Raw genomic sequence first — 19,600 nt, 5'->3', positions numbered from 1 at the left:
CCGCTCGCGCGCCGGCGGGGCGACGGCGGGCGTGCCGCTGCCGCGCTGCTCCTGCAGCAGGCGGTTCTCGTCGGCCTGCAGCGCCGCCAGCGCATCCCGGCAGGCGGGTGAACGCGGCGCCGGCACCTCCGACGCCTGCGCCCACGCGGCGCCGGCCAGCCAGGCCCCCATCGCCATGCCGGCCACCACGCCACGCCACGCAGCGCGGACGGGCCGTCCGACGGGCGGCTTGAACAGTGCGGGGGTGTGTGTCATGGGTCAGCCCTCCACCAGGCGCCAGTCGCCCGCACCCGCGGGCTCCAGGCGGTAATGCGCGCCGTCGCGCGGGGCCACCGCCGCACCGCGCCCTGGCAGGCGCAGCGGCTCGGCGCGGCACTGCTCGTGGGTGCGCGTGGTGCCGGGCGGCAGGTCGAAGGCCTGCTCGCCCAGCGTGTAGCGCGTGGGCTGGCGGCCGCTGTTGCGGATGTCGAAGCGCACCCGCGCGTCCCGCGGCCGGCCGAACAGCTGCACGGCGTAGTAGCGGCCCGTGCGCGTGCTGTGCGCGATGGCCACGCCGGTCTGCGTCATGTCACCGTCCTGCAGGTTGCGCCGGTGGCCGGGCGACGCGATCCAGCCGTCCATCAGCCGCCGCGCCAGCTCCTCGGTGGCGAAGCCGTCCGAGCGCATGACATAGGCGATGTTCTCCGCCACCGCGCACCAGCGGTAGCCCGCGGCCTCGCTGCGCTGCGCCGGCGTGCGGCCATCGGCTTCGTGGCCATAGTGATCGGACTCGGCCATGTAGGCGGCGAAGGCGCGCGCGGCCTCCTGCAGCGCACGCTCGGGCGCCAGCGGTGCCAGGCCTGATTCGGCGCGGAAGGCGTTGGCCCGCGCCCGCACGGCCGCCTCGCTGCCCGCCAGCGCCGGGACAGCGGCGGCGGGGCCGGCGCGGGGCGCCGCGCCAGCCTGGCAGGCCACCAGCGGCAGCGCCATGCCCCCGCTCAATGCCATGGCGGCCAGGGTGCGACGGAGGGGCGTGGCCGGGAGCAGCATGCCCACGGGCCAGCAAGTCACGCGCCTGCCGCGGGCACGGCCGCTGCCGGAAGCCGCCTGCGCACCCGCGAACTGCGGGAGGTTCATCCCTTGTTTCCTGGCTGACACCAAACTGACATGCGCGCACCATCACACCGTCTGACGCCTTGCACCGGAGCCTGCCATGACGCTCTCGCAACTCGCCCTGATGAAAGCCTGGATGGTGGACCACCGCTGGGACGCCCCGATGGAGTACCACGCCTTCGACGCCGTGCTCACACTGTGGCTGATGGGCTGGTTCGGTGCACCCGCCTCGTTCATGCTGGACGCGGGCTGGGCCGTGCTGGCCTGCGTGGCGCTGTTCTTCACGCCCGTGGCCTACTGCGCGCTGCGGCGCCGGCTGCACCGGCGGCGTCGCCTGCGCTGCGACTGGCTGCCGCTGATCGAAGGGGCCCGGCCCCGCACGTGAGTGCGGGCCACCGGGGGCCGGCCACCGCCACAGGCCTCAGGCACTGTCGTCCGGCCCGTCGGCGGCGCCGGCGTCGATGGCGGGCCCCGTGCCCGGGGTGGCCTGGCCTTCGGCGGGCGCGGCGGGGCGACCCAGCCCCGTCTCGCGCGCCCGCGCCACGCTGGCCCGCACGATGTCGCGCACGTGCGGCGTGTCCACCGGCTGCTGCAGCCGGCAACGCAGGCTGCGCGGGCCGGGCCGGCCGGACGGATCGGGCGGCAGCAGCCCGGCCGAGAGCTGGTGGCCGTTGAACACCTGCAGGTTGACGTGGCCGCGGTGCGGCGCGATGGCCAGCAGCGGCGAGCCGCCCCACAGGAACACCAGCTGGCCCCAGCGGATCGCCTCGCCCAGCTCGGGCTCCACTTCGCGGACGGCCGCGCGCAGCGCCTGGGCCACCTCGCGCTGCGCCGGCGGCTGGAAATCCAGCCAGGCGCCCACCAGGGCCTTGGATCGGGTGCCGGCGCGCATGGGGCGGGTCAGAGCTGCCGGGCCTGGAAGGTGTCGCAGCCCTGCACGTCGCCGCCCTCCAGCCCGCGGCGGAACCAGGCCACGCGCTGCGCGCTGGTGCCGTGCGTGAAGCTCTCGGGCACCACCTCGCCTTGCGAGCGCCGCTGCAGCGCGTCGTCGCCGATGCGCGAGGCGGCGTTCAGGGCCTCTTCCACATCGCCTTGCTCCAGGATCTGGCGCGCGGCCTGCGCATGGTGGGCCCACACGCCGGCCAGGCAGTCGGCCTGCAGCTCCATGCGCACCGACAACGCGTTGGCCTGAGCCTGGCTGGTGCGGCCTCGCCGCTGGTCCACCCGGTCGGTCACGCCCAGCAGGTGCTGCACGTGGTGGGCCACCTCGTGGGCAATCACGTAGGCCTGGGCGAAGTCACCCGGCGCACCCAGCTGCTGCTGCAGCGTGTCGTAGAAGCCCAGGTCGATGTACACCTTGCGGTCGGCCGGGCAGTAGAACGGCCCCATGGCGGCCTGGCCCTGCCCGCAGGCCGTGCGCACCCCGCCGCGGAACAACACCAGCCGGGGCGGCGCATAGACGCCGCCGCTGCGCTCGAACAGCATGCGCCACACGTCCTCGGTGTCGGCGAGCACGGTGGACACGAAGGCGGCCTGGCGGTCCTCGGGCGGGGGGGCCGGCGCGGGGCCCTGCTGCGCGGTGGAGGTGGCGCCGCGCGGGTCGCTGGCCAGGCCCAGCAGGGCCAGCGGGTTGATGCCGAAGATCCAGCCGGCCACCAGGGCCACTGCCACGGTGCCCAGGCTCAGGCCTCGGCCACCCAGGCCGCCGAGCCCCGGCAGGCCCATGCCGCCGCCCTCACCGCGACGGTCCTCGACGTTGTCGCTCTGACGGTTGCCTTCCCACCGCATGACGCACCTCGCTCCAGCGGGCCACCTGGCCCGTCCGGCTCGAGGGCAACCGGCGTACCGGCCAGGGGTCAGGTCTTGGGCAGGGTGACGCCGCGCTGGCCCTGGTACTTGCCGCCGCGGTCCTTGTAGCTGGTCTCGCAGACCTCGTCGCTCTCGAAGAACAGCACCTGCGCGCAGCCCTCGCCCGCGTAGATCTTGGCCGGCAGGGGCGTGGTGTTGCTGAACTCGAGCGTGACGTAGCCCTCCCACTCGGGCTCGAAGGGCGTCACGTTGACGATGATCCCGCAGCGCGCGTAGGTGCTCTTGCCCAGGCAGATGGTGAGCACGCTGCGCGGGATGCGGAAGTACTCCACCGTGCGCGCCAGCGCGAAGCTGTTGGGCGGGATGATGCAGACGTCGCTCTCCACGTCCACGAAGCTCTTCTCGTCGAAGTTCTTCGGGTCCACCACCGTGGAGTGGATGTTGGTGAAGACCTTGAACTCGCGCGCGCAGCGGATGTCGTAGCCGTAGCTGGAGGTGCCGTAGCTGACGATCTTGTGGCCGTCGGGTGCCGAGCGCACCTGGCCGGGCTCGAACGGCTCGATCATGCCGTGCTGCTCGGCCATGCGGCGGATCCACTTGTCGCTCTTGATGCTCATCGCTCGGGCTCGTCTGGGGTAAGCGGCGGATTCTAGGAGCCCGGGCCCGCCATCTCGCCCACGCGGGCGAGCCGGTCCAGGTCAATCAGCTCGATGCTGCCGTAGCGCAAACTCAGCACGCCCTCGGCCTCCAGCGCGCGCAGCGCCTTGTTGGCCGTCTGCCGGCTCACGCCCAGCAGCAGCGCCAGCTGCTCCTGCGGCAGGCGCAGGGTGCGCCGCGGCGCGCCGGCCCGTTCGTCCCAGCCATGCGCCTCCAGCCACAGCCGGCGAGCCAGCCGGGCCGGCAGCGGCAGCCGGGCGATGTCCTCCACCACGCCGAACAGCATGCGCAGCTTGGCACAGGCGAGCTGCGCGATGGCCTGCCAGTGGGCCGGGTGGGCGTCCAGCCAGCTGCACAGCGGCGCCTGCGGCACGCGCAGCACCACGGTGGGCCCTTCGGCCACCGCGTCGTGGGTGCGCGGCCGGCCGTCGATGAGCGAGATCTCGCCGAACCAGCGGCCCGGCTCCACGAAGGCGAGCAGCGTCTGGCTGCCGTCCTGCCCCACTGCGCCCACGCGCACGGCGCCTTCGAGCACGCACAGCAGGCCGTCGGCCGCGTCGCCCCGCCGGAACAGGCACTCGCCCGGCGCCAGGCGCTGCACCCGCCCGAGCGTGCACAGCGCGTCGCGCAGTGCCGGCGGGCATTGGCCGAACCAGGCGTCGGTGGCCAGCACGGCATGCCAGCCGGGGGCGGCCGGGTCGGCGGGCAGCGATGCGGGAATGTCCGGAGAAGCCATGGGGCGCCGCAGGGCGGGAATGTCGAGGTTTTGACAGTCGTCAAGCCGCACCGGCGCCTAGCATGGGCCTTCGCTGCACCACCACCGGAGCGCCGCCATGCGACAGGCCGACGAACTGCTGATCCAGTATGCCCACTACCACCGCGACCGCCGCAACATCGCCACCCACTTCGTCGGCATCCCGCTGATCGTCTTCGCGGTGGGCGTGCTGTTGGCGCGGGCCCGCTTCCCGCTCGGTGGCATGGAGCTGTCGGCCGCCTGGGTGGTGGCCGCGGGGGCCACCGCCTGGTACCTCACGCGCGGCCAGCTCGTGCTGGGCGCCGTCGTCAGCACGCTGACGCTGGCTCTCGTGGCGCTGGGCCACGGCCTGGCCGACGGCAGCACGGCCAGCTGGCTGGCCTGGGGCGTGGGCGTCTTCGTCGTCGGCTGGGTGCTGCAGTTCATCGGCCACTACTACGAGGGCCGCAAGCCGGCCTTCGTGGACGACCTCATCGGCCTGCTGGTGGGCCCCATGTTCGTCACCGCCGAGGCCATGTTCGCGCTCGGCTGGGGCCGCGCGCTGCGCGCACGCATCGAGGAGGCGGCAGGCCCCACCCACCTGCGCAGTGCGGGGCAGCCCGCCGGCTCGCATTGAGCGCCGGCGGCGTGCCGGGGCCGGTGCTCGTCATGGGCGCCGGCAGCGTGGGCGGCTACGTGGGCGGCTGCCTGCAGGCCGCCGGCGTGCCCGTGCACTTCGTGGGCCGCGCGCGCACGCTGGACGGCTGGCGCACGCACGGCCTGCGCGTGACCGACCAGGACGGCCGCGACGAGCGGCTGGCACCGTCGGCGCTGGACATGGGCGAGCAGCCGCGCGACGGTCTCGCGCCGGCCCTGGTGCTGCTGGCCGTGAAGTGCGGGGCCACGGCCACGGCCGCCGCGCAGCTCGCCGCCGCCCTGCCCGCCGGCACGCCGGTGCTCTCGCTGCAGAACGGCATCGGCAATGTCGAGGCCGCCCATGCGGCGGCCCCGGGCCTGCACTGGCTGCCCGGCATGGTGCCCTACAACATCGCCGAGCTGTCGCCCGGCCACCTGCACCGCGGCACTGGCGGGCGCCTGGCGGCGCAGGACGACCCGGCCCTGCGCCCCTGGGTGCCGGTGTTCGAGGCGGCCGGCCTGCCGCTGCGCCTGCACACCGACCTGCGGCCGGTGCAGTGGGGCAAGCTGCTGCTGAACCTGAACAACCCGGTCAATGCCCTCTCGGGCCTGCCGCTGCGCGCCGAGCTGATGCAGCGTGGCTACCGCCGCGTGTTCGCTGCCCTGCAGCGCGAGGCCGTGGCGGCCCTGGGCGCGGCGGGCATCGAGCCCGCCCAGGTGGCGGCCGTGGCGCCGCGGCGCCTGCCCGTGGTGCTGTCCCTGCCCGACGGGCTGTTCCAGCGCGTGGCGCAGCGCATGCTGCGCATCGACCCCGAGGCCCGCTCCAGCATGGCCGACGACCTGGCCCTGGGCCGCGCCACCGAGGTGGACGCGCTGTGTGGCGAGGTGGTGCGGCTGGCACGGGCCCACGGGCGGGACGCGCCGCTGAACGAGCGCATCGCGCGGCTGGTGCGTGCCTGGCCGGCCCATCCGAGGGCCTGGCCGGCGACGGACCTGCAGCGCGAGCTGGGGCTGCGCTGACCGGCCACCCGGCGCGCGTCAAGCCATGGCCGGCGCGCCGGAATTGACGCGGATCAGCGTCGCCAAGACCCCGCAAGCCCCCGGCCCTGGCGCACAGGCGCTAGCATCCGGCCATCGTTGTCGCCCCGCGTGCCTGTGCCTCCCGTGCAGGTGCGCCCCGTGAGGAGGCCGCCATGGCTTCAGCCTTCCGTCCCGCCCGCGAGCTGCTCGTCCAGTACGCCCGCTACCACCGCGACCGGCGCAATATCGCCACCCACTTCGTGGGCATCCCGCTGATCGTCTTCGCGGTGGGCGTGCTGCTCGCGCGGCCGGCGCTGGACGTGGCCACCCCCGCCGGCGTGCTGGCGCTCACGCCAGCCGCCCTGCTGTGGGCGGTGACCACCCTGTGGTACCTCACCCGCGGCGAGTTCTGGCTGGGGGTGGCGGTCAGCGTGGTCAACGGCACGCTGGTGGCGCTGGCCGCGCCACTGGGCACCGGCGGCCTCACCGCCTGGTTCGTGGTGGGCAGCGGTCTGTTCCTGCTGGGCTGGCTGGTGCAGTTCCTGGGCCACTACTACGAGGGCCGCAAGCCGGCCTTCACCGACGACCTCATCGGCCTGCTGGTGGGCCCGCAGTTCGTCACCGCGGAGGCGCTGTTCTCGCTGGGTCTGCTGAGGGGCCTGCGCGACGAGATCGCGCAGCGCGCCGGGCCCACGCACGTGCGCGACCTGGCGCTGCCGGCCTGAGCGCCAGCGTGGCCCTGTCCCCCAGGCGCCCGCCGGGGCGCCGGGCGCTCAGGTGGACTTCGACACGTTGATGGTGGGGAACTTCGAGGAGAAGTCCTTGGCCTTCTGGGCCACCTTCACCGCCACCTGCCGCGCCACCGCCTTGTACAGGCCGGCGATCTCGCTGTCGGGCTCGGCCACGACCGTGGGGTGGCCGCTGTCGGCCTGCTCGCGGATCTTCATCGTCAGCGGCAGCGCGCCCAGGTAGGGCACGCCACGCTGTGCGGCCATGCGCTGGCCGCCCTCGGCGCCGAAGATGTGCTCGGTGTGGCCGCAGTTCGGGCAGCAGTACACCGCCATGTTCTCCACGATGCCCAGCACCGGCACGCCCACCTTGTCGAACATGCTGAAGCCGCGCTGGGCGTCGATGAGCGCGATGTCCTGCGGCGTGGTGACGATCACCGCGCCCGTCAGCGGCACACGCTGGCTGAGCGTGAGCTGGATGTCGCCCGTGCCGGGCGGCATGTCGATCAGCAGGTAGTCCAGGTCGTGCCAGTTGGTCTGGCGCAGCAGCTGGTCCAGCGCCTGGGTGGCCATGGGGCCGCGCCAGATCATGGCCTGGTCGGGCTCCACGATGAAGCCGATGGACATGACCTGCACGCCATGGTTCTCCAGCGGCTCCATGCTCTGGCCGTCGATGCTCTCGGGCCGGCCGCTGATGCCCATCATCATGGGCTGGCTGGGGCCGTAGATGTCGGCGTCCAGGATGCCCACCCGGGCGCCTTCGGCGGCCAGCGCCAGCGCGAGGTTCGCGGTGGTGGTGCTCTTGCCCACGCCGCCCTTGCCGGAGGCGATGGCGATCACGTTGCGCACCTGGGGCAGCAGCGGCACCCCGCGCTGCACCGCGTGCGCGATGACCTTGAAGCCGACGTTGGCGCTGACGTTCTCCACGCCCGGCACGCTGCGCGCGGCGGAGATCAGCGCGCTGCGCACGCCCGGGATCACCGACTTGGCGGGGTAGCCCAGCTCGACATCGAAGGCGACCTGGCCACCGTCGATGCGCAGCCCGCGCAGCTGCTTGGTGCTGACGTAGTCCTGCTGGGTGTGGGGGTCGACGACGGTGCGCAGGGCGTCGAGCAGCGCGGCTTCGGAAACAGGCATGGCGGCGGCAAGAGAGAAGGCGGCCGGCAGTCTAGCCCAGCCCCCGGCACGGGGTGGGCCGATGGCCGCGAACCGGGCGGCCCGCGAAGGGCATTGCGGGCGCCCGGCTCGCCTCACCGGCCCGGCGGCGCGGGATACTGCGCGCAGCCATGCTGCACCTGCACTTGTCCAACCGCTTCGAGATCCTGGCCGACGAGCTGCTCGACCGCCTGCAGGCCGAGCGCCGCAGCGGCGCGCTCGGGCCCTTGCAGCCGCAGCATGTGCTGGTGCCCAGCGCGGCCATGCGGCGCGCCCTCACGCTGGCCGCGGCGCGCGCGCACGGCGTGTGCGCGCACATCGAGTTCGGCTTCCTGGCGCAGTGGCTCTGGCGTCAGGTCGCGCACGGCGTGCCGCGCGTGGCGGAGGAGTCTCCCTTCGCGGCGCCGCTCACCACCTGGCGCCTCTACACGGCCTTCGGCGACGAGGCCTGGTGGCGCCGCCACCCGCGCCTGGCGCGCTATCTCGCCGATGCCGACGCGGTGATGCGCCACGACCTGGCCGGCACGACCGCCGCGCTGTTCGACCAGTACAGCACCTACCGCCCCGAGTGGCTGGCCGCCTGGGACGACGGGCGCAGCGTGCTGCCGCCCACGGCCGGGGCCGCCGCGCTGGCCGACGAGGCCTGGCAGTCTGACCTGTGGCGCCGGCTCGCGGCCGAGCTGGCCCCCGCCAGCCTGCACCCGGGCGAGGCGTACCAGCAGGCCCTGGCCGTGCCCCACGACCGCCCGCCCCGGCCGCTGCCGCCATCGGCCCACCTGTTCGGCATGCCGTCCATGCCGCCGCTGTACCTGCCCTGGCTCGAGCGGCTGGGCAGCTGGATGGACCTGCACCTGTACGTGCTCGATCCCTGCGAGGCCTACTGGTACGAGATCGTCGACCCGCGCCGGCTCGCCCACCTGGCCGGCCGCCAGGCGCGCCGGGGCCAGGCTGGCTGGGCGGATGGCTACCACGAGACCGGCCACCGCCTGCTGGCCGCCTGGGGCCGCCAGACCCAGGCCCACCTCGACCTGCTGCTCGACCGCCTGCACCAGGTGCAGGACCACGCCCGCTTTGCGCCCCACCCCGGCCACCACCTGCTCGCCGCCTTCCAGAACAGCGTGCTGGCGCTGGAGGAGCTGCCCCCGGCCAGCGTGGCGCCCGACGACCGCTCCATCGAGATCCACCGCTGCCATTCGCTCACGCGCGAGCTGGAGGTGCTGCACGACCGACTGCTGTCGCTGTTCGCGGCCGACCCCAGCCTGCGGCCGGGCGACGTGCTGGTGGTCACGCCCGACCTGCCCGGTGCCGCGCCGGTGATCGAGGCGGTGTTCTCCACCGTGGCGCCAGCCCGCCGCCTGCCCTTCCAGCTCACCGGCCTGCCGCGCAGCCGGGCCAGCCAGCCGGCGCGCACGCTGCTGCAGCTGCTGGCGCTGGTGGCCTCGCGCTTCGCGGTGAGCGAGGTCTTCGGCCTGCTGCAGCAGCCGCTGGTGGCGCGCCGCGTGGGCCTGGCGCCGGACGAGCTCGACACCGTGCAGCGCTGGCTGCTGCAGGCCGGCGTGCACTGGGGCCTGGACGCGGCGCAGCGTGCCGCGGCCGAGGTGCCCACCGACCCGCAGGCGCCCGGGCGACACAGCCTGGCCGATGGGCTGGATCGGCTCTTCCTCGGCTACGCCCTGCCCACGGGCGGCGCCGCGCCGGTCCGCCTGCCCGGACTCGGGCCCCAGCCGCGGCTGCCGGCGGGCAGCGCCCAGGGCAGCGACGCGGCCCTGCTCGGCCGCCTGCACCGTTTCACGCAACAGTTGTCGCGCCTGCACCAGGCCACGGCCGCGCCGCTGGCGCCGGCCGCCTGGGGCGCGCTCACCCTGCGCGCGCTCGACGACTTTCTCGATGCCCGGCCACCCGCCGGCGCGGCGGGCGGCGCCGAGGCCGACGAGGCCCTGCTCGCCCAGGCCGACCTGCAGGAGCTGCGCCACGAGGTGCAGGCGCTGGTGGCCACGCTGGAGGCCGCGGGCGCGTCGGCCCTGCCGCTGCCGCTGGCCGTGTGGCGGCGCGCGCTCGAAGCCGCGCTCGACGACCCCGCGCGGGGCGGCGTGCCCGGCGGCGGCATCACCTTCAGCGCCATGGCCAGCCTGCGCGGTCTGCCCTTCCGCGTGGTGGCCATGGTGGGCATGAACGACGGGGCCTACCCCACCGCGAACCGCCCGCCCGAGTTCGACCTGCTGGCCCGCGAGCCGCGCCGCGGTGACCGCCAGCGCCGGCTGGACGAGCGCAACGTGTTCCTCGATCTGCTGCTGGCCGCGCGCGACCACGTGCTCATCAGCTACACCGGCCGCCACGTGCGCGACAACGCCGCCCTGCCGCCCTCGGTGCTGGTGGCCGAGCTGATCGACGCCCTGGCCCCGGCACGCGCGGCCAGCGACACCCCGGCGGACATCCAGCGTGCGCGCGCCGACTGGGTGGTGGACCACCCGCTGCAGGCCTTCTCGCCCGAGGCCTTCGACCCCACGGCCGACGAGCGACGGCGCAGCCACGACACCGAACTGCGCGACGCGCTGGCGGCCGGCCTGCAGGCCCGCTTCGCCGCCTCGGCCGAGCTGGCGCGGCGCAGCGCCGCCGCGCTGCACGCGGCGGAGTCGTCCGACGCCGAGGGGGGCGGTCCCGCCGACGGCGACGAGGCCGCCGCCCTGTCCGCCGGTCTCGTCGCACCGCCGTTCTTCCCCGCCCCCTTGCGCCCGCCCACCGCCACCGACTTGTCCGCACCGGGCCAGCCGCGCGAGCTGCACCTGGAGCAGCTGGTCGAGTTCCTCCGCCACCCCTGCCGCTACCTGCTGCGGCGTCGCCTGGGCCTGCAGCTGTTCGACGACGAGGTGGTGCTGGACGACGCCGAGCCTTTCGTGGCCAAGCGCCGCGCGCGCCGCGCCCTGGCCGAGCGGCTGCTGCCCGCCTTGCTGGCCGGCGACGAGGGCACGGCGCTCGCCGAGCTGGCGCGCGCCGGCCAGGAGCTGCCCGCCGGCCCCGTGGGTGAGCTGGAGTGCGCCCGCGAGCTGGCCCGCTTGCGCCCCTATGCGGCCGCGCTGCGCGCCGAGCAGGCCCACCCCTGCCTGCCCACGCTGCCCATCGCGCTGACCGTGCCGGTGCACGGCCAGCCCTGGCGCCTCACCGGCGGCCTGGCCGACCTGCGGCCGGCGGGCCTGGTGCGCGGCCGCTGCGACGAGCTGTCCGCGCGGGACGTGATCGACGCCTGGGTGCCGCACCTGTTCCTCAATGCCGCCCTGGCGAGCGGCCACGCGGGCGCCGGCTGCGAGGGCGTCACGCGCTGGCATGCGCTGGACGGTGTGCTGCACCTGCAGCCCGTGGACGACGCCGCCGCCCACCTGGCCACGCTGGTGGCCCTGTTCGAGCGCGGCCAGCACGAGCCGCTGCACTTCTTCCCCCGCAGTGCGTGGGTGGCGGTCACCCAGGGCCCGGCCAAGGCCGGCCAGGCCTGGCTGGGCAGCGGCTACCAGCGCGGTGAATCGCAGGACGCGGCCTACCAGATCTCCCTGCGTGGCCAGCCGGTGCTGGGCGCGCTCGACGACGAGTTCGCCGCGCTGGCCGACACGGTGTTCGCCCCCGTGCTCGCGGCCCGCGCCGGGGCCCCGGCCGAGGCGGCCGTGGCGGGCACCGAGGAGGAGGCGGCATGACGGCCACGCCCTCTTCCTCTCCGTCTGTGGCCCCCGCCATGCAGGCGCTGGATGTCTTCCACTGCCCGCTGCACGGCAGCCAGCTCATCGAGGCCTCGGCCGGCACGGGCAAGACCTGGAACATCTGCGGCCTGTACCTGCGCCTGCTGCTGGAGCGGCAGTTCACGGTGCAGCAGATCCTGGTGGTCACGTTCACCAACGCCGCCACGGCCGAGCTGCGCGAGCGCATCCGTGGCCGCCTCGCCGAGACGCTGGCCGCCCTGCGCGGCGAGCCGCTGCCGCCGGGCGACCCCTTCGTGCCGCAGCTGCTGCAGGCGCTGGCCGAGCGCGGCCTGGCCACCGACACCCTGCGCGCCCTGGCCGACGAGGCGCTGCAGGGCTTCGACGAGGCCGCCATCTTCACCATCCACGGCTTCTGCCAGCGCGCGCTGGCCGATGCGCCCTTCGCCTCGGGCCTGCCGCTGCACACCGAGCTGCTGGCCGACGACGGCGAACTCGTGGCCCAGGTGGTGCAGGACTTCTGGCGCGCCGAGGTGGTGGCGGCTCCCGCGCCGCGGCCGCTGGCCGCCCACCTGCTGGACGCAGGCGACAGCCCCGAGCGCTGGGCCCGCTGGCTGCGCGAGCGCCTGGCGCGGCCCTTGAACCCGGCCTTGTGGCCAGCCGATCTGGACGAGCCGCTCGGCGACCTGGGCGACGCCGCGCTGCGCGAGGCGCACCGCCTGGCCACCCGGCTGTGGCGCGACGGGCGACCGGCCCTCGTCGAGGCGCTGGCGCAGGTGCGGGATTGCCTCAACGGCACCACCTTCCGTGAGGGCACGCTGGACCAGGCCATCGCCGACTGGGACACGCTCGGCGCGGCCGATGACCCGCTGGCGCCGCTGCCCGCCAAGGCACGCCTGCTGGGCCGCGGCAGCCTGAAGCTCACCGCCAAGAAGGCCCAGGGCCGCCGCCTGGCCGAGCACACCTTCTGGGATGCGGCGCAGGCGCTGGCCGACGCGCACGCCACCGCGGCCGCCACCCGCCACCGCGCCCGCCTGCAGCTGCTGCGCCGCCTGTTCGCGCAGGGGCCCGACGCGCTGCGTGCACTCAAGCGCGAGCGGCGCGTGGTGGCCTTCGACGACATGCTGGCCAACCTGCACGACCGGCTCACCGCCCCCGGCTCCGCGCTGCCGGCTGCCGTGCGCGAGCGCTTCCCCGCGGCCCTGATCGACGAGTTCCAGGACACCGACCCGCTGCAGTTCCGCATCTTCGAGCAGGTCTACTTGGTACCCGAGGCGCAGGATGCCCCGCTGTTCTTCGTGGGGGACCCCAAGCAGGCAATCTACAGCTTCCGCAACGCCGACCTGCCCACCTACCTGCGCGCCGCGTCGCGCGTGGCCGCGCGCCACACGCTGGGCGAGAACCAGCGCTCCACCGGCGAGCTCATCACGGCGCTGAACGGCCTGTTCGGCGCCAACCCGCAGGCCTTCGTGGTCGACGGCCTGCACTACCAGCCCGTGGCCTGCGGCGCCAAGCCGCGCCAGCCGCTGACCGACACCAGCGGTGCCCCCCGCGCCGCGTTGCAGCTGTGGACGCTGCCCACCGCACCCGATGGCGCCGCGCTGCACAAGGCCGTGCTCATGGCCCAGGTGGCGCGCGCCACGGCCGCCGAGATCGCCCGCCTGCTGCAGGCGGCGCCACACGGCCAGCTCATGCTCGGCGCGCGGCCCGTGGGCGGTGGCGACATCGCGGTGCTGGTGCGCTCGCACGCCCAGGGCGCGCTCATGCGCCAGGCGCTGGCCGCCCTCGGCGTGGGCAGCGTGGAGCTGTCGCAGGCCAGCGTGTGGGCCGGCAGCGACGCCGACGACCTGCAGCACCTGCTCGCCGCCGTGCTGGAGCCGGGCCGCGACCCCGTGCTGCGGCGCGCCCTGGCCACGCAGCTCATCGGGCTGGACGCCCCCGCCATCGAGGCCCTGGGCCAGAGCGAGACCGCCTGGCTGGGCTGGGTGGAACGCCTCACCACCTACCAGGCGCTGTGGCGGCGCGCCGGCGTGGGCGTGATGCTGCGCCGGCTGCTGCACGACGAGGGCATCGGCCAGCGCCTGCTGGGCCGCGCCGACGGCGAACGACGCATGACCAACCTGCTGCACCTGGCCGAGCTGCTGCAGCAGGCGCAGGCCGAGGGGCACGACTCGCCCGCGGCGCTGATGCGCTGGCTGGCGCACACGCGCCGCGAGGCCCTGGCGGGCCGGCAGGACGAGGCGGCCCAGCTGCGGCTGGAATCCGACCGGCAGCTGGTGCAGATCGTCACCATCCACAAGTCCAAGGGCCTGGAGTACCCGATCGTCTTCTGCCCCTTCCTCTGGGCGGCCAGCCGGCGCATGCCCAAGCCGCTGGACGCGGTGGCGCGCGAGTACGCGGGCCCGGGCGACCAGCGGGTGGTGGATTTCGCCGCCGACCGCGAGGACAAGGCCATCAAGCAGGCCCTGGCCATGGAGCAGGCCGCCGAGGACCTGCGGCTGATCTACGTGGCGCTGACGCGCGCCGTGCACCGCTGCGTGCTGCCGGTGGGCCACTACGCCACCGGGTCGCGCGACCAGCCCTCGGTCAGCGAGAGCGGCAAGGCGCCGCTCGCCTGGCTGGCGGCGGGGGCGGGCGTGCCCGCGCTGGAGTGGTTCACGGCCAAACCGCCGGACGAGCGCCCGGCCGCCATCACCGCGGCCTGGCAGGCGCTGGCCGCGCGCCACGCCCCGCATGTCGGCCTGGCCCGGCTGCCGCAGGCGCCGGGCCAGCCCGTGACGCTGCCGCAGCCCGACCCGGCGGCCCTGGTGGCCCTGCCCACGCCCGCGCACCTGCCGCCCGCGTGGTGGATCGGCAGCTACAGCAGCCTGGCCGGTGGCAGCCGCCACGAGGCCGCCGCGGCCGACCGTGACGAGACGCCCGGCAGCGACGAGCCCACCGTGCCCGTGCGCTCGCCCGTGGCGCTGGCACCCGACGACATCCTGCGCTTCCCGCGCGGCGCCGCGGCCGGCTCCTGCCTGCATGCGGTGTTCGAGCGCCTGGATTTCACCGACCCGTCCACCGTGCCCGCCGCCATCGAGGCCGGCCTGCGTGCCTGGCCACCGGCGCTCGAGGCGGCCGGTGTCTCGCCCGACGAGGCGCGCGCCATGCTGGGGCGGCTGGTGCACGACGTGCTGCAGGCGCCCATCCCCACCCCGGCCGGGCCCCTGCGGCTGGCCAGCGTGCCGCCCGGCCGGCGCCTGGTGGAGCTGGAGTTCAACCTGCCCAGCGAGCGGCTGCGCGCCCGCGACCTGGCCGCGCTGCTGGCGCAGCACGCCTACCCCGTGCCGGCGCTGGCCTTCGCCGAGCTGCGCGGCTACCTGCGCGGCTTCATCGACCTGGTGGTGGAGCATGGCGGCCGCTACCTGGTGCTCGACTGGAAGAGCAACCACCTGGGCGACCGCCCGGCCGACTACGACCCCCCGTCGCTGCAGGCCGCCATGCAGGAGCACGGCTACGCGCTGCAGTACCTGCTCTACACCGTGGCCCTGCACCGCTACCTGGCCCACGCCCTGCCTGGCTACGACTACGACACGCACTTTGGCGGCGTGGCCTACCTCTTCGTGCGCGGCATGCGGCCCGGTTGGACCACCGCCAGCGGCGAGCCGGCCGGCGTCTTCACCGACCGGCCGCCGCGTGCGCTGGTGGAGGCCCTGTCCGCCCTGCTGGGCGAGCCGGCCGGCGCCCTGCCCTGATCACCGCCCCACCGTCCATGCGCGACCTCTTCGACGTCGACCCCGAGGACCCGGGCCCCCTGCCGCCGGCGCCCGCCCCATCGACCGCCCCCTCCTTCTCCGTTCGGGCTGAGCCTGTCGAAGCCTCCTCGCATGACTCCGCCGTTCGGGCCGAGCCTGCCGAAGCCCCCGACACGTCCGAGGCCTCCGACGCCCGGCTGCTGGCCGAGGGCTTCGCCCAGCACCTGGCCGCCTGGGCCGACCCGGCGCTGCCGGCGGCCGACCGCGCGCGGCTGGCGGACGCCGCCCGCGCGGTGAGCCTGGCCACCAGCGCCGGCCATGTGTGCACCGACGTGGCGGCCTGGCGCCGCGCCCTGCCCGAGCCGCCCACCGCCGCCGAGCTGGCGGCGCTGCTGGGCCGCAGCGGCGTGGTGGGCACGCCCGACGCGCCGGGCAGCTGCCCGCTCATCCTGGACGCTGCGCAGCCGCCCGAGGAGGACGCCCCCGAAGGCCGGCTCTACCTGCACCGCCATTTCGACCTGGAGCGGCGCCTGGCCACCCGCGTGGCCGCCGCCGCCAGCGCCGCGCCCCTGCCGGTGGACGAGGCCGCGGCGCGCAGCCTGCGCGCGCTCTTCGGCGCGCCCACGGGCGATGCGCCTGACTGGCAGCAGGTGGGCGCCGCGCTGGCGCTCACCCGGCGGCTCACCGTCATCAGCGGCGGCCCGGGCACCGGCAAGACCACCACGGTGGTGAACCTGCTGGCCGCGCTGCTGGCCCAATCGCCCGACGCACGCATCGCGCTCGCCGCCCCCACCGGCAAGGCCGCCGCGCGCATGACCGAGGCCATCCGCGCCCGCGCCCAGGCGCTGGACCCGGCCATCGCGGCGCGCCTGCCGGCCGAGGGCAGCACCATCCATCGCCTGCTCGGCGCCGGCCCCGAGGGCTTCCGCCATGGCGCGGACGACCCGCTGCCCATCGACGCGCTGGTGGTGGACGAGGCCTCCATGCTCGACCTGGCCCTGGCCACCCAGCTGCTGGAGGCCGTGCCGCCCGGCGCGCGCATCGTGCTGCTGGGCGACAAGGACCAGCTGGCCGCGGTGGAGGCCGGCTCGGTGTTCGCCGACCTGAGCGCCGACCCGACGCTCAGTGAGGGCTGCCGCGCACAGCTCGCCGCGCTGTGCGCGGTGCCGGCGGCGCAGCTGCAGCCACCCGCGGCGGCCCGCCGCACCGGCCTGGCGGACACCGCCTTGTGGTTCACGCGCAATTACCGCTTCGCCGCCGATTCGGGCATCGGCCGCCTCGCGGTGCAGGTGCGCGACGGGCTGGCCGACGAGGCCCTGGCCACGCTGCGGGCCGCGCGTGACGACGCGGCCGAGGGGGCCGATGTGCGCTGGATCGCCGACGACGGCGAGGCGCCCGCGCCCGCCGCCCAGGCCGCGCTGCGCGACGGTTATGCCGCCTACCTGGCCGCCCTGCGCCACGACCCGACGGACGTGGCGGCCGTCACCCAGGCCTTCGGCCGTTTCCGCGTGCTGTGCGCGCTGCGCCAGGGGCCGCGCGGCACCGACGCCGTGAACGCCGCCCTCACGCAGGCCCTGCGCGCCGGCCTGGCCAGCGACGCCCGGCTGGGCCCGGCCGCTGCCGGGCGCTCGCCGTGGTGGCCCGGCCGGCCGGTGATGGTGCAGCGCAACGACTACGGCCTGCGCCTGTTCAACGGCGACATCGGCCTGGCGCTGCCGGACGTGACCGGCGCCACGGACGAACTGCGGGTGTACTTCCCCAGCGCCTCGGAGCCGGGGGGCTTTCGCGCCGTGGCCCCGGCGCGCCTGCCGGCCCACGACACCGCCTTCGCGATGACGGTGCACAAGTCGCAGGGCTCCGAGTTCGAGCATGCGCTGGTGCTGCTGCCGGCCCGGCGCAGCCCGGTGTGCACCCGCGAGCTGCTCTACACCGGCATCACGCGCGCGCGGGCCCGCGTCACCCTGGTGGCGGGGGCCGACGCGGTGCGCGCCGCCACCGCCGCCCCCACGCGCCGCCAGGGCGGGCTGGTGCAGCGCCTGGCCGAGGCGCTGGCCGCCGGCCGCGCGCCGGCAGGCTGAGGGGCCGGCGCCCCGCGCTCAGACCAGCGCGGCGATCGCCTCGCCCATCTCGGTGGTGCTGGCGTGGCCGCCCAGGTCGCGCGTGCACGGGCCTTCGCGCAGCACCGTCTCGATGGCGCGCACGATGGCGTCGTGCGCGGCCCGGCCCGCGCCCTGGCCGTCGGTGAGGAAGTCCAGCATCAGCGCACCCGACCAGATCATGGCCACCGGGTTGGCGATGTTCTGGCCGAAGATGTCCGGCGCCGAGCCGTGCACCGGCTCGAACAGCGACGGAAAGCGCCGCTCCGGGTTGAGGTTGGCCGAGGGCGCGAGACCGATGGTGCCGGCGCATGCGGGCCCCAGGTCGCTGAGGATGTCGCCGAACAGGTTGCTGGCCACCACCACGTCGAAGCGCTGCGGCTGCAGCACGAAGCGTGCGGTGAGGATGTCGATGTGCTGCTTGTCCACCACCACGCCCGGGTAGGCGGCGGCCATGGCATCGGCGCGGCTGTCCCACCACGGCATGCTGATGGCCACGCCGTTGCTCTTGGTGGCCACGGTGAGGTGGCGCCGGGCGCGCTGCGCCGCCAGCTCGAAGGCGAACTTCAGCACCCGGTCGGTGCCGTGGCGGCTGAACACCGACTCCTGGATGACGATCTCGCGCTCGGTGCCGGCGAACATCACGCCGCCGAGGTTGGTGTACTCGCCCTCGGTGTTCTCGCGCACGATCAGGTAATCGATGTCGCCCGGCCGGCGGCCCGCCAGCGGGCAGGGCACGCCGTCGAACAGGCGCACCGGGCGAAGGTTGACGTACTGGTCGAACTCGCGCCGGAACTTCAGCAGGCTGCCCCACAGCGACACGTTGTCGGGCACCGTGGCGGGCCAGCCCACGGCGCCGAAGTACAGCGCGTCCATGCCCGCCAGCTGCGCCTTCCAGTCGGCCGGCATCATGTCGCCGTGCTGCTGGTAGTAGGCGCAGCTGGCCCAGTCGATGGGCGTGCACTCCAGCGCGATGCCGAATCGCCGCGCCGCGGCGTGCACCACGCGCAGGCCCTCGGGCATCACTTCCTGGCCAATGCCGTCACCGGGGATCACGGCGATGCGATAGGGGCGTGTCATGGGGCGGGTGTCCTTCCCGGCGCGTCGCCAGGCATCAGGTTTTTGCGAACGGCCGACCGCGGAAAGTGCTGCTGGGTGGCGGGCGCACGCCCTCGCAGACTGGCGGTGGCCGGGTTCCCTCGCAGGGCGTCCGGCATGTTAACCACCGGACCGCCCCCAAGGAGAGGCCCCATGCAACCCGCCCATGCCGACCTGCTTGCCATCATCCCGACCTACCCCCAGGCGGCTCACGCCGGCTTTGCCGCCCAGGCCGCCGCGGTGGCTCGCCACCTGGGCGCCCAGGTCCACGCGCTGGTACTGGAGCCCGACTTCCCGCCCGTGGCCAGCGCACTGGGCAACCTGCTGATCGACGCGCCGGCACTCATCGGCGGCGCACGCACGCAGTGCCGGCAAGCCGGCGACGCGGTGGTGAAGGCATTGGCCAGCGCCCTGGACAGCGCCCACGTGCCGATGCGCACCACGCGCGTGGACGTGCACCCCGGCGCCGAGACCGACACCGTGCCGCACGTGGCGAGGTACCACGACCTCGCGATGCTCGGCCTGCCCGGCGGCCAGGAGGGCGACAGCAGCCAGCGCGCCCTGGCCGAGGCGCTGGTCTTCGGCGCCGGTCGCCCCGTGTTGCTGCTGCCGGAGGGCCAGCCATCGACGCCCTGTACGCGCGTGCTCATCGCCTGGGACGGCAGCCGCGCGGCCGCCCGCGCCGTGGCCGACGCACGCCCGTTCCTGCAGCGCGCCGAGGCGATGACGGTGGTGTGCGTCACCCAGGACAAGGCCTTGCCCGCCGCCGACCCGGGCGGCCAGCTCGCCCGCCATCTTCAGACCTGGGGCGTGCGCGCGGACATCCACGAGGTACCGCGTGCCGACCAGTCCGTGTGACCTGCTCCCCGCAGGCCGTACCAAGCTGAAGTAGCAAGGGGTCCGCCATTCAGGAGAATCGCGGACATGAGGAAGAGCAAGTTCACAGAGGAACAGATCATCGGGTTCCTCAAGCAGGCGGAGGCCGGCATGGCGGTGGCTGAGATCTGCCGCAAGGGCGGCTTCTCGGACGCCACGTTCTACAAGTGGCGCGCCAAGTTCGGCGGCATGGACGTCTCGGAGGCGCGGCGGCTGCGCGAGCTGGAGGCCGAGAACGCCAAGCTCAAGCACCTGCTGGCCGAGGCGCACCTGGACCTGCATG

Annotated in this window: 17 protein-coding genes; 9 read left to right on the top strand and 8 right to left on the bottom strand. The window is 75.0% G+C overall.

Annotation, left to right across the window (positions count from 1 at the left end; translation table 11 throughout):
* Both ACE3UN_RS18640 and ACE3UN_RS18635 read right to left on the bottom strand, forming a co-directional pair.
* On the bottom strand, positions 1-255 hold a 255-nt coding region (locus ACE3UN_RS18640), incomplete at its 3' end, for a hypothetical protein (protein WP_374676496.1).
* A 3-nt stretch (positions 256-258) separates the two neighbouring features.
* Complete coding sequence (locus ACE3UN_RS18635) at positions 259-987, bottom strand: CAP domain-containing protein (RefSeq protein ID WP_374676495.1); 729 nt, start codon at positions 985-987, stop codon at positions 259-261.
* 205 nt (positions 988-1,192) lie between these two features.
* Between ACE3UN_RS18635 and ACE3UN_RS18630 the strand changes: the two genes are divergently transcribed.
* Positions 1,193-1,477, top strand: coding sequence for a hypothetical protein (locus tag ACE3UN_RS18630; RefSeq protein ID WP_374676494.1), 285 nt, complete (start codon positions 1,193-1,195; stop codon positions 1,475-1,477).
* 36 nt (positions 1,478-1,513) lie between these two features.
* Here ACE3UN_RS18630 and ACE3UN_RS18625 read toward each other — a convergent pair whose 3' ends face one another.
* The 4 genes from ACE3UN_RS18625 to ACE3UN_RS18610 form a co-directional block, all read right to left on the bottom strand.
* Positions 1,514-1,984 (bottom strand): DUF1801 domain-containing protein, encoded by a 471-nt coding sequence (locus tag ACE3UN_RS18625; protein WP_374676493.1) that lies wholly within the window; start codon positions 1,982-1,984, stop codon positions 1,514-1,516.
* 8 nt (positions 1,985-1,992) lie between these two features.
* On the bottom strand, positions 1,993-2,880 hold the full coding sequence (locus tag ACE3UN_RS18620) for a neutral zinc metallopeptidase (RefSeq protein WP_374676492.1): 888 nt from the start codon (positions 2,878-2,880) through the stop codon (positions 1,993-1,995).
* A gap of 68 nt (positions 2,881-2,948) precedes the next feature.
* On the bottom strand, positions 2,949-3,518 hold the full coding sequence (gene dcd, locus ACE3UN_RS18615) for a dCTP deaminase (protein WP_374676491.1): 570 nt from the start codon (positions 3,516-3,518) through the stop codon (positions 2,949-2,951).
* A 32-nt stretch (positions 3,519-3,550) separates the two neighbouring features.
* Positions 3,551-4,294 (bottom strand): Crp/Fnr family transcriptional regulator, encoded by a 744-nt coding sequence (locus tag ACE3UN_RS18610; RefSeq protein ID WP_374676490.1) that lies wholly within the window; start codon positions 4,292-4,294, stop codon positions 3,551-3,553.
* Positions 4,295-4,391: 97 nt separating this feature from the next.
* Between ACE3UN_RS18610 and ACE3UN_RS18605 the strand changes: the two genes are divergently transcribed.
* The 3 genes from ACE3UN_RS18605 (at position 4,392) to ACE3UN_RS18595 (ending at position 6,672) form a co-directional block, all read left to right on the top strand.
* Positions 4,392-4,928 carry a DUF962 domain-containing protein gene (locus tag ACE3UN_RS18605; RefSeq protein WP_374676489.1) on the top strand — a complete coding sequence of 179 codons (537 nt, stop codon included), beginning with the start codon at positions 4,392-4,394 and terminating at the stop codon, positions 4,926-4,928.
* Positions 4,929-4,960: 32 nt separating this feature from the next.
* Positions 4,961-5,947, top strand: a complete 987-nt coding sequence (locus ACE3UN_RS18600; RefSeq protein ID WP_374676488.1) for a 2-dehydropantoate 2-reductase — start codon at positions 4,961-4,963, stop codon at positions 5,945-5,947.
* A gap of 173 nt (positions 5,948-6,120) precedes the next feature.
* Positions 6,121-6,672 carry a DUF962 domain-containing protein gene (locus ACE3UN_RS18595; protein WP_374676487.1) on the top strand — a complete coding sequence of 184 codons (552 nt, stop codon included), beginning with the start codon at positions 6,121-6,123 and terminating at the stop codon, positions 6,670-6,672.
* A 48-nt stretch (positions 6,673-6,720) separates the two neighbouring features.
* On the opposite strand, the gene apbC is transcribed toward ACE3UN_RS18595, so the two are convergent.
* On the bottom strand, positions 6,721-7,812 hold the full coding sequence (gene apbC, locus ACE3UN_RS18590; RefSeq protein ID WP_374676486.1) for an iron-sulfur cluster carrier protein ApbC: 1,092 nt from the start codon (positions 7,810-7,812) through the stop codon (positions 6,721-6,723).
* Between the two features lie 149 nt (positions 7,813-7,961).
* Between apbC and recC the strand changes: the two genes are divergently transcribed.
* The 3 genes from recC to recD are packed head-to-tail and all read left to right on the top strand — an operon-like array spanning position 7,962 to position 17,325.
* A complete protein-coding gene (gene recC / locus ACE3UN_RS18585; RefSeq protein WP_374676485.1) occupies positions 7,962-11,513 on the top strand; it encodes an exodeoxyribonuclease V subunit gamma in 3,552 nt (1,183 codons plus the stop codon).
* Entirely contained in the window at positions 11,510-15,247 is a 3,738-nt protein-coding gene (gene recB / locus ACE3UN_RS18580) for an exodeoxyribonuclease V subunit beta (RefSeq protein WP_374676484.1), read from the top strand. The genes recC and recB overlap by 4 nt, the downstream gene beginning before the upstream one ends.
* Positions 15,248-15,264: 17 nt before the next feature.
* Positions 15,265-17,325 carry an exodeoxyribonuclease V subunit alpha gene (gene recD, locus ACE3UN_RS18575; protein ID WP_374676483.1) on the top strand — a complete coding sequence of 687 codons (2,061 nt, stop codon included), beginning with the start codon at positions 15,265-15,267 and terminating at the stop codon, positions 17,323-17,325.
* 18 nt (positions 17,326-17,343) lie between these two features.
* On the opposite strand, the gene ACE3UN_RS18570 is transcribed toward recD, so the two are convergent.
* Positions 17,344-18,423: a tartrate dehydrogenase gene (locus tag ACE3UN_RS18570; RefSeq protein WP_374676482.1), complete on the bottom strand. Its 1,080-nt coding sequence runs from the start codon at positions 18,421-18,423 to the stop codon at positions 17,344-17,346.
* A 171-nt stretch (positions 18,424-18,594) separates the two neighbouring features.
* Between ACE3UN_RS18570 and ACE3UN_RS18565 the strand changes: the two genes are divergently transcribed.
* Positions 18,595-19,299: a hypothetical protein gene (locus ACE3UN_RS18565; RefSeq protein WP_374676481.1), complete on the top strand. Its 705-nt coding sequence runs from the start codon at positions 18,595-18,597 to the stop codon at positions 19,297-19,299.
* 66 nt (positions 19,300-19,365) lie between these two features.
* On the top strand, positions 19,366-19,600 hold a 235-nt coding region (locus ACE3UN_RS18560), incomplete at its 3' end, for a transposase (protein ID WP_374676480.1).

This window comes from Ideonella sp., from assembly GCF_041918995.1.
Lineage (GTDB): Bacteria > Pseudomonadota > Gammaproteobacteria > Burkholderiales > Burkholderiaceae_C > Ideonella.
Note: the sequence above shows the minus strand (reverse complement) of the source record. Positions and strands in the feature narration are given on the sequence as shown.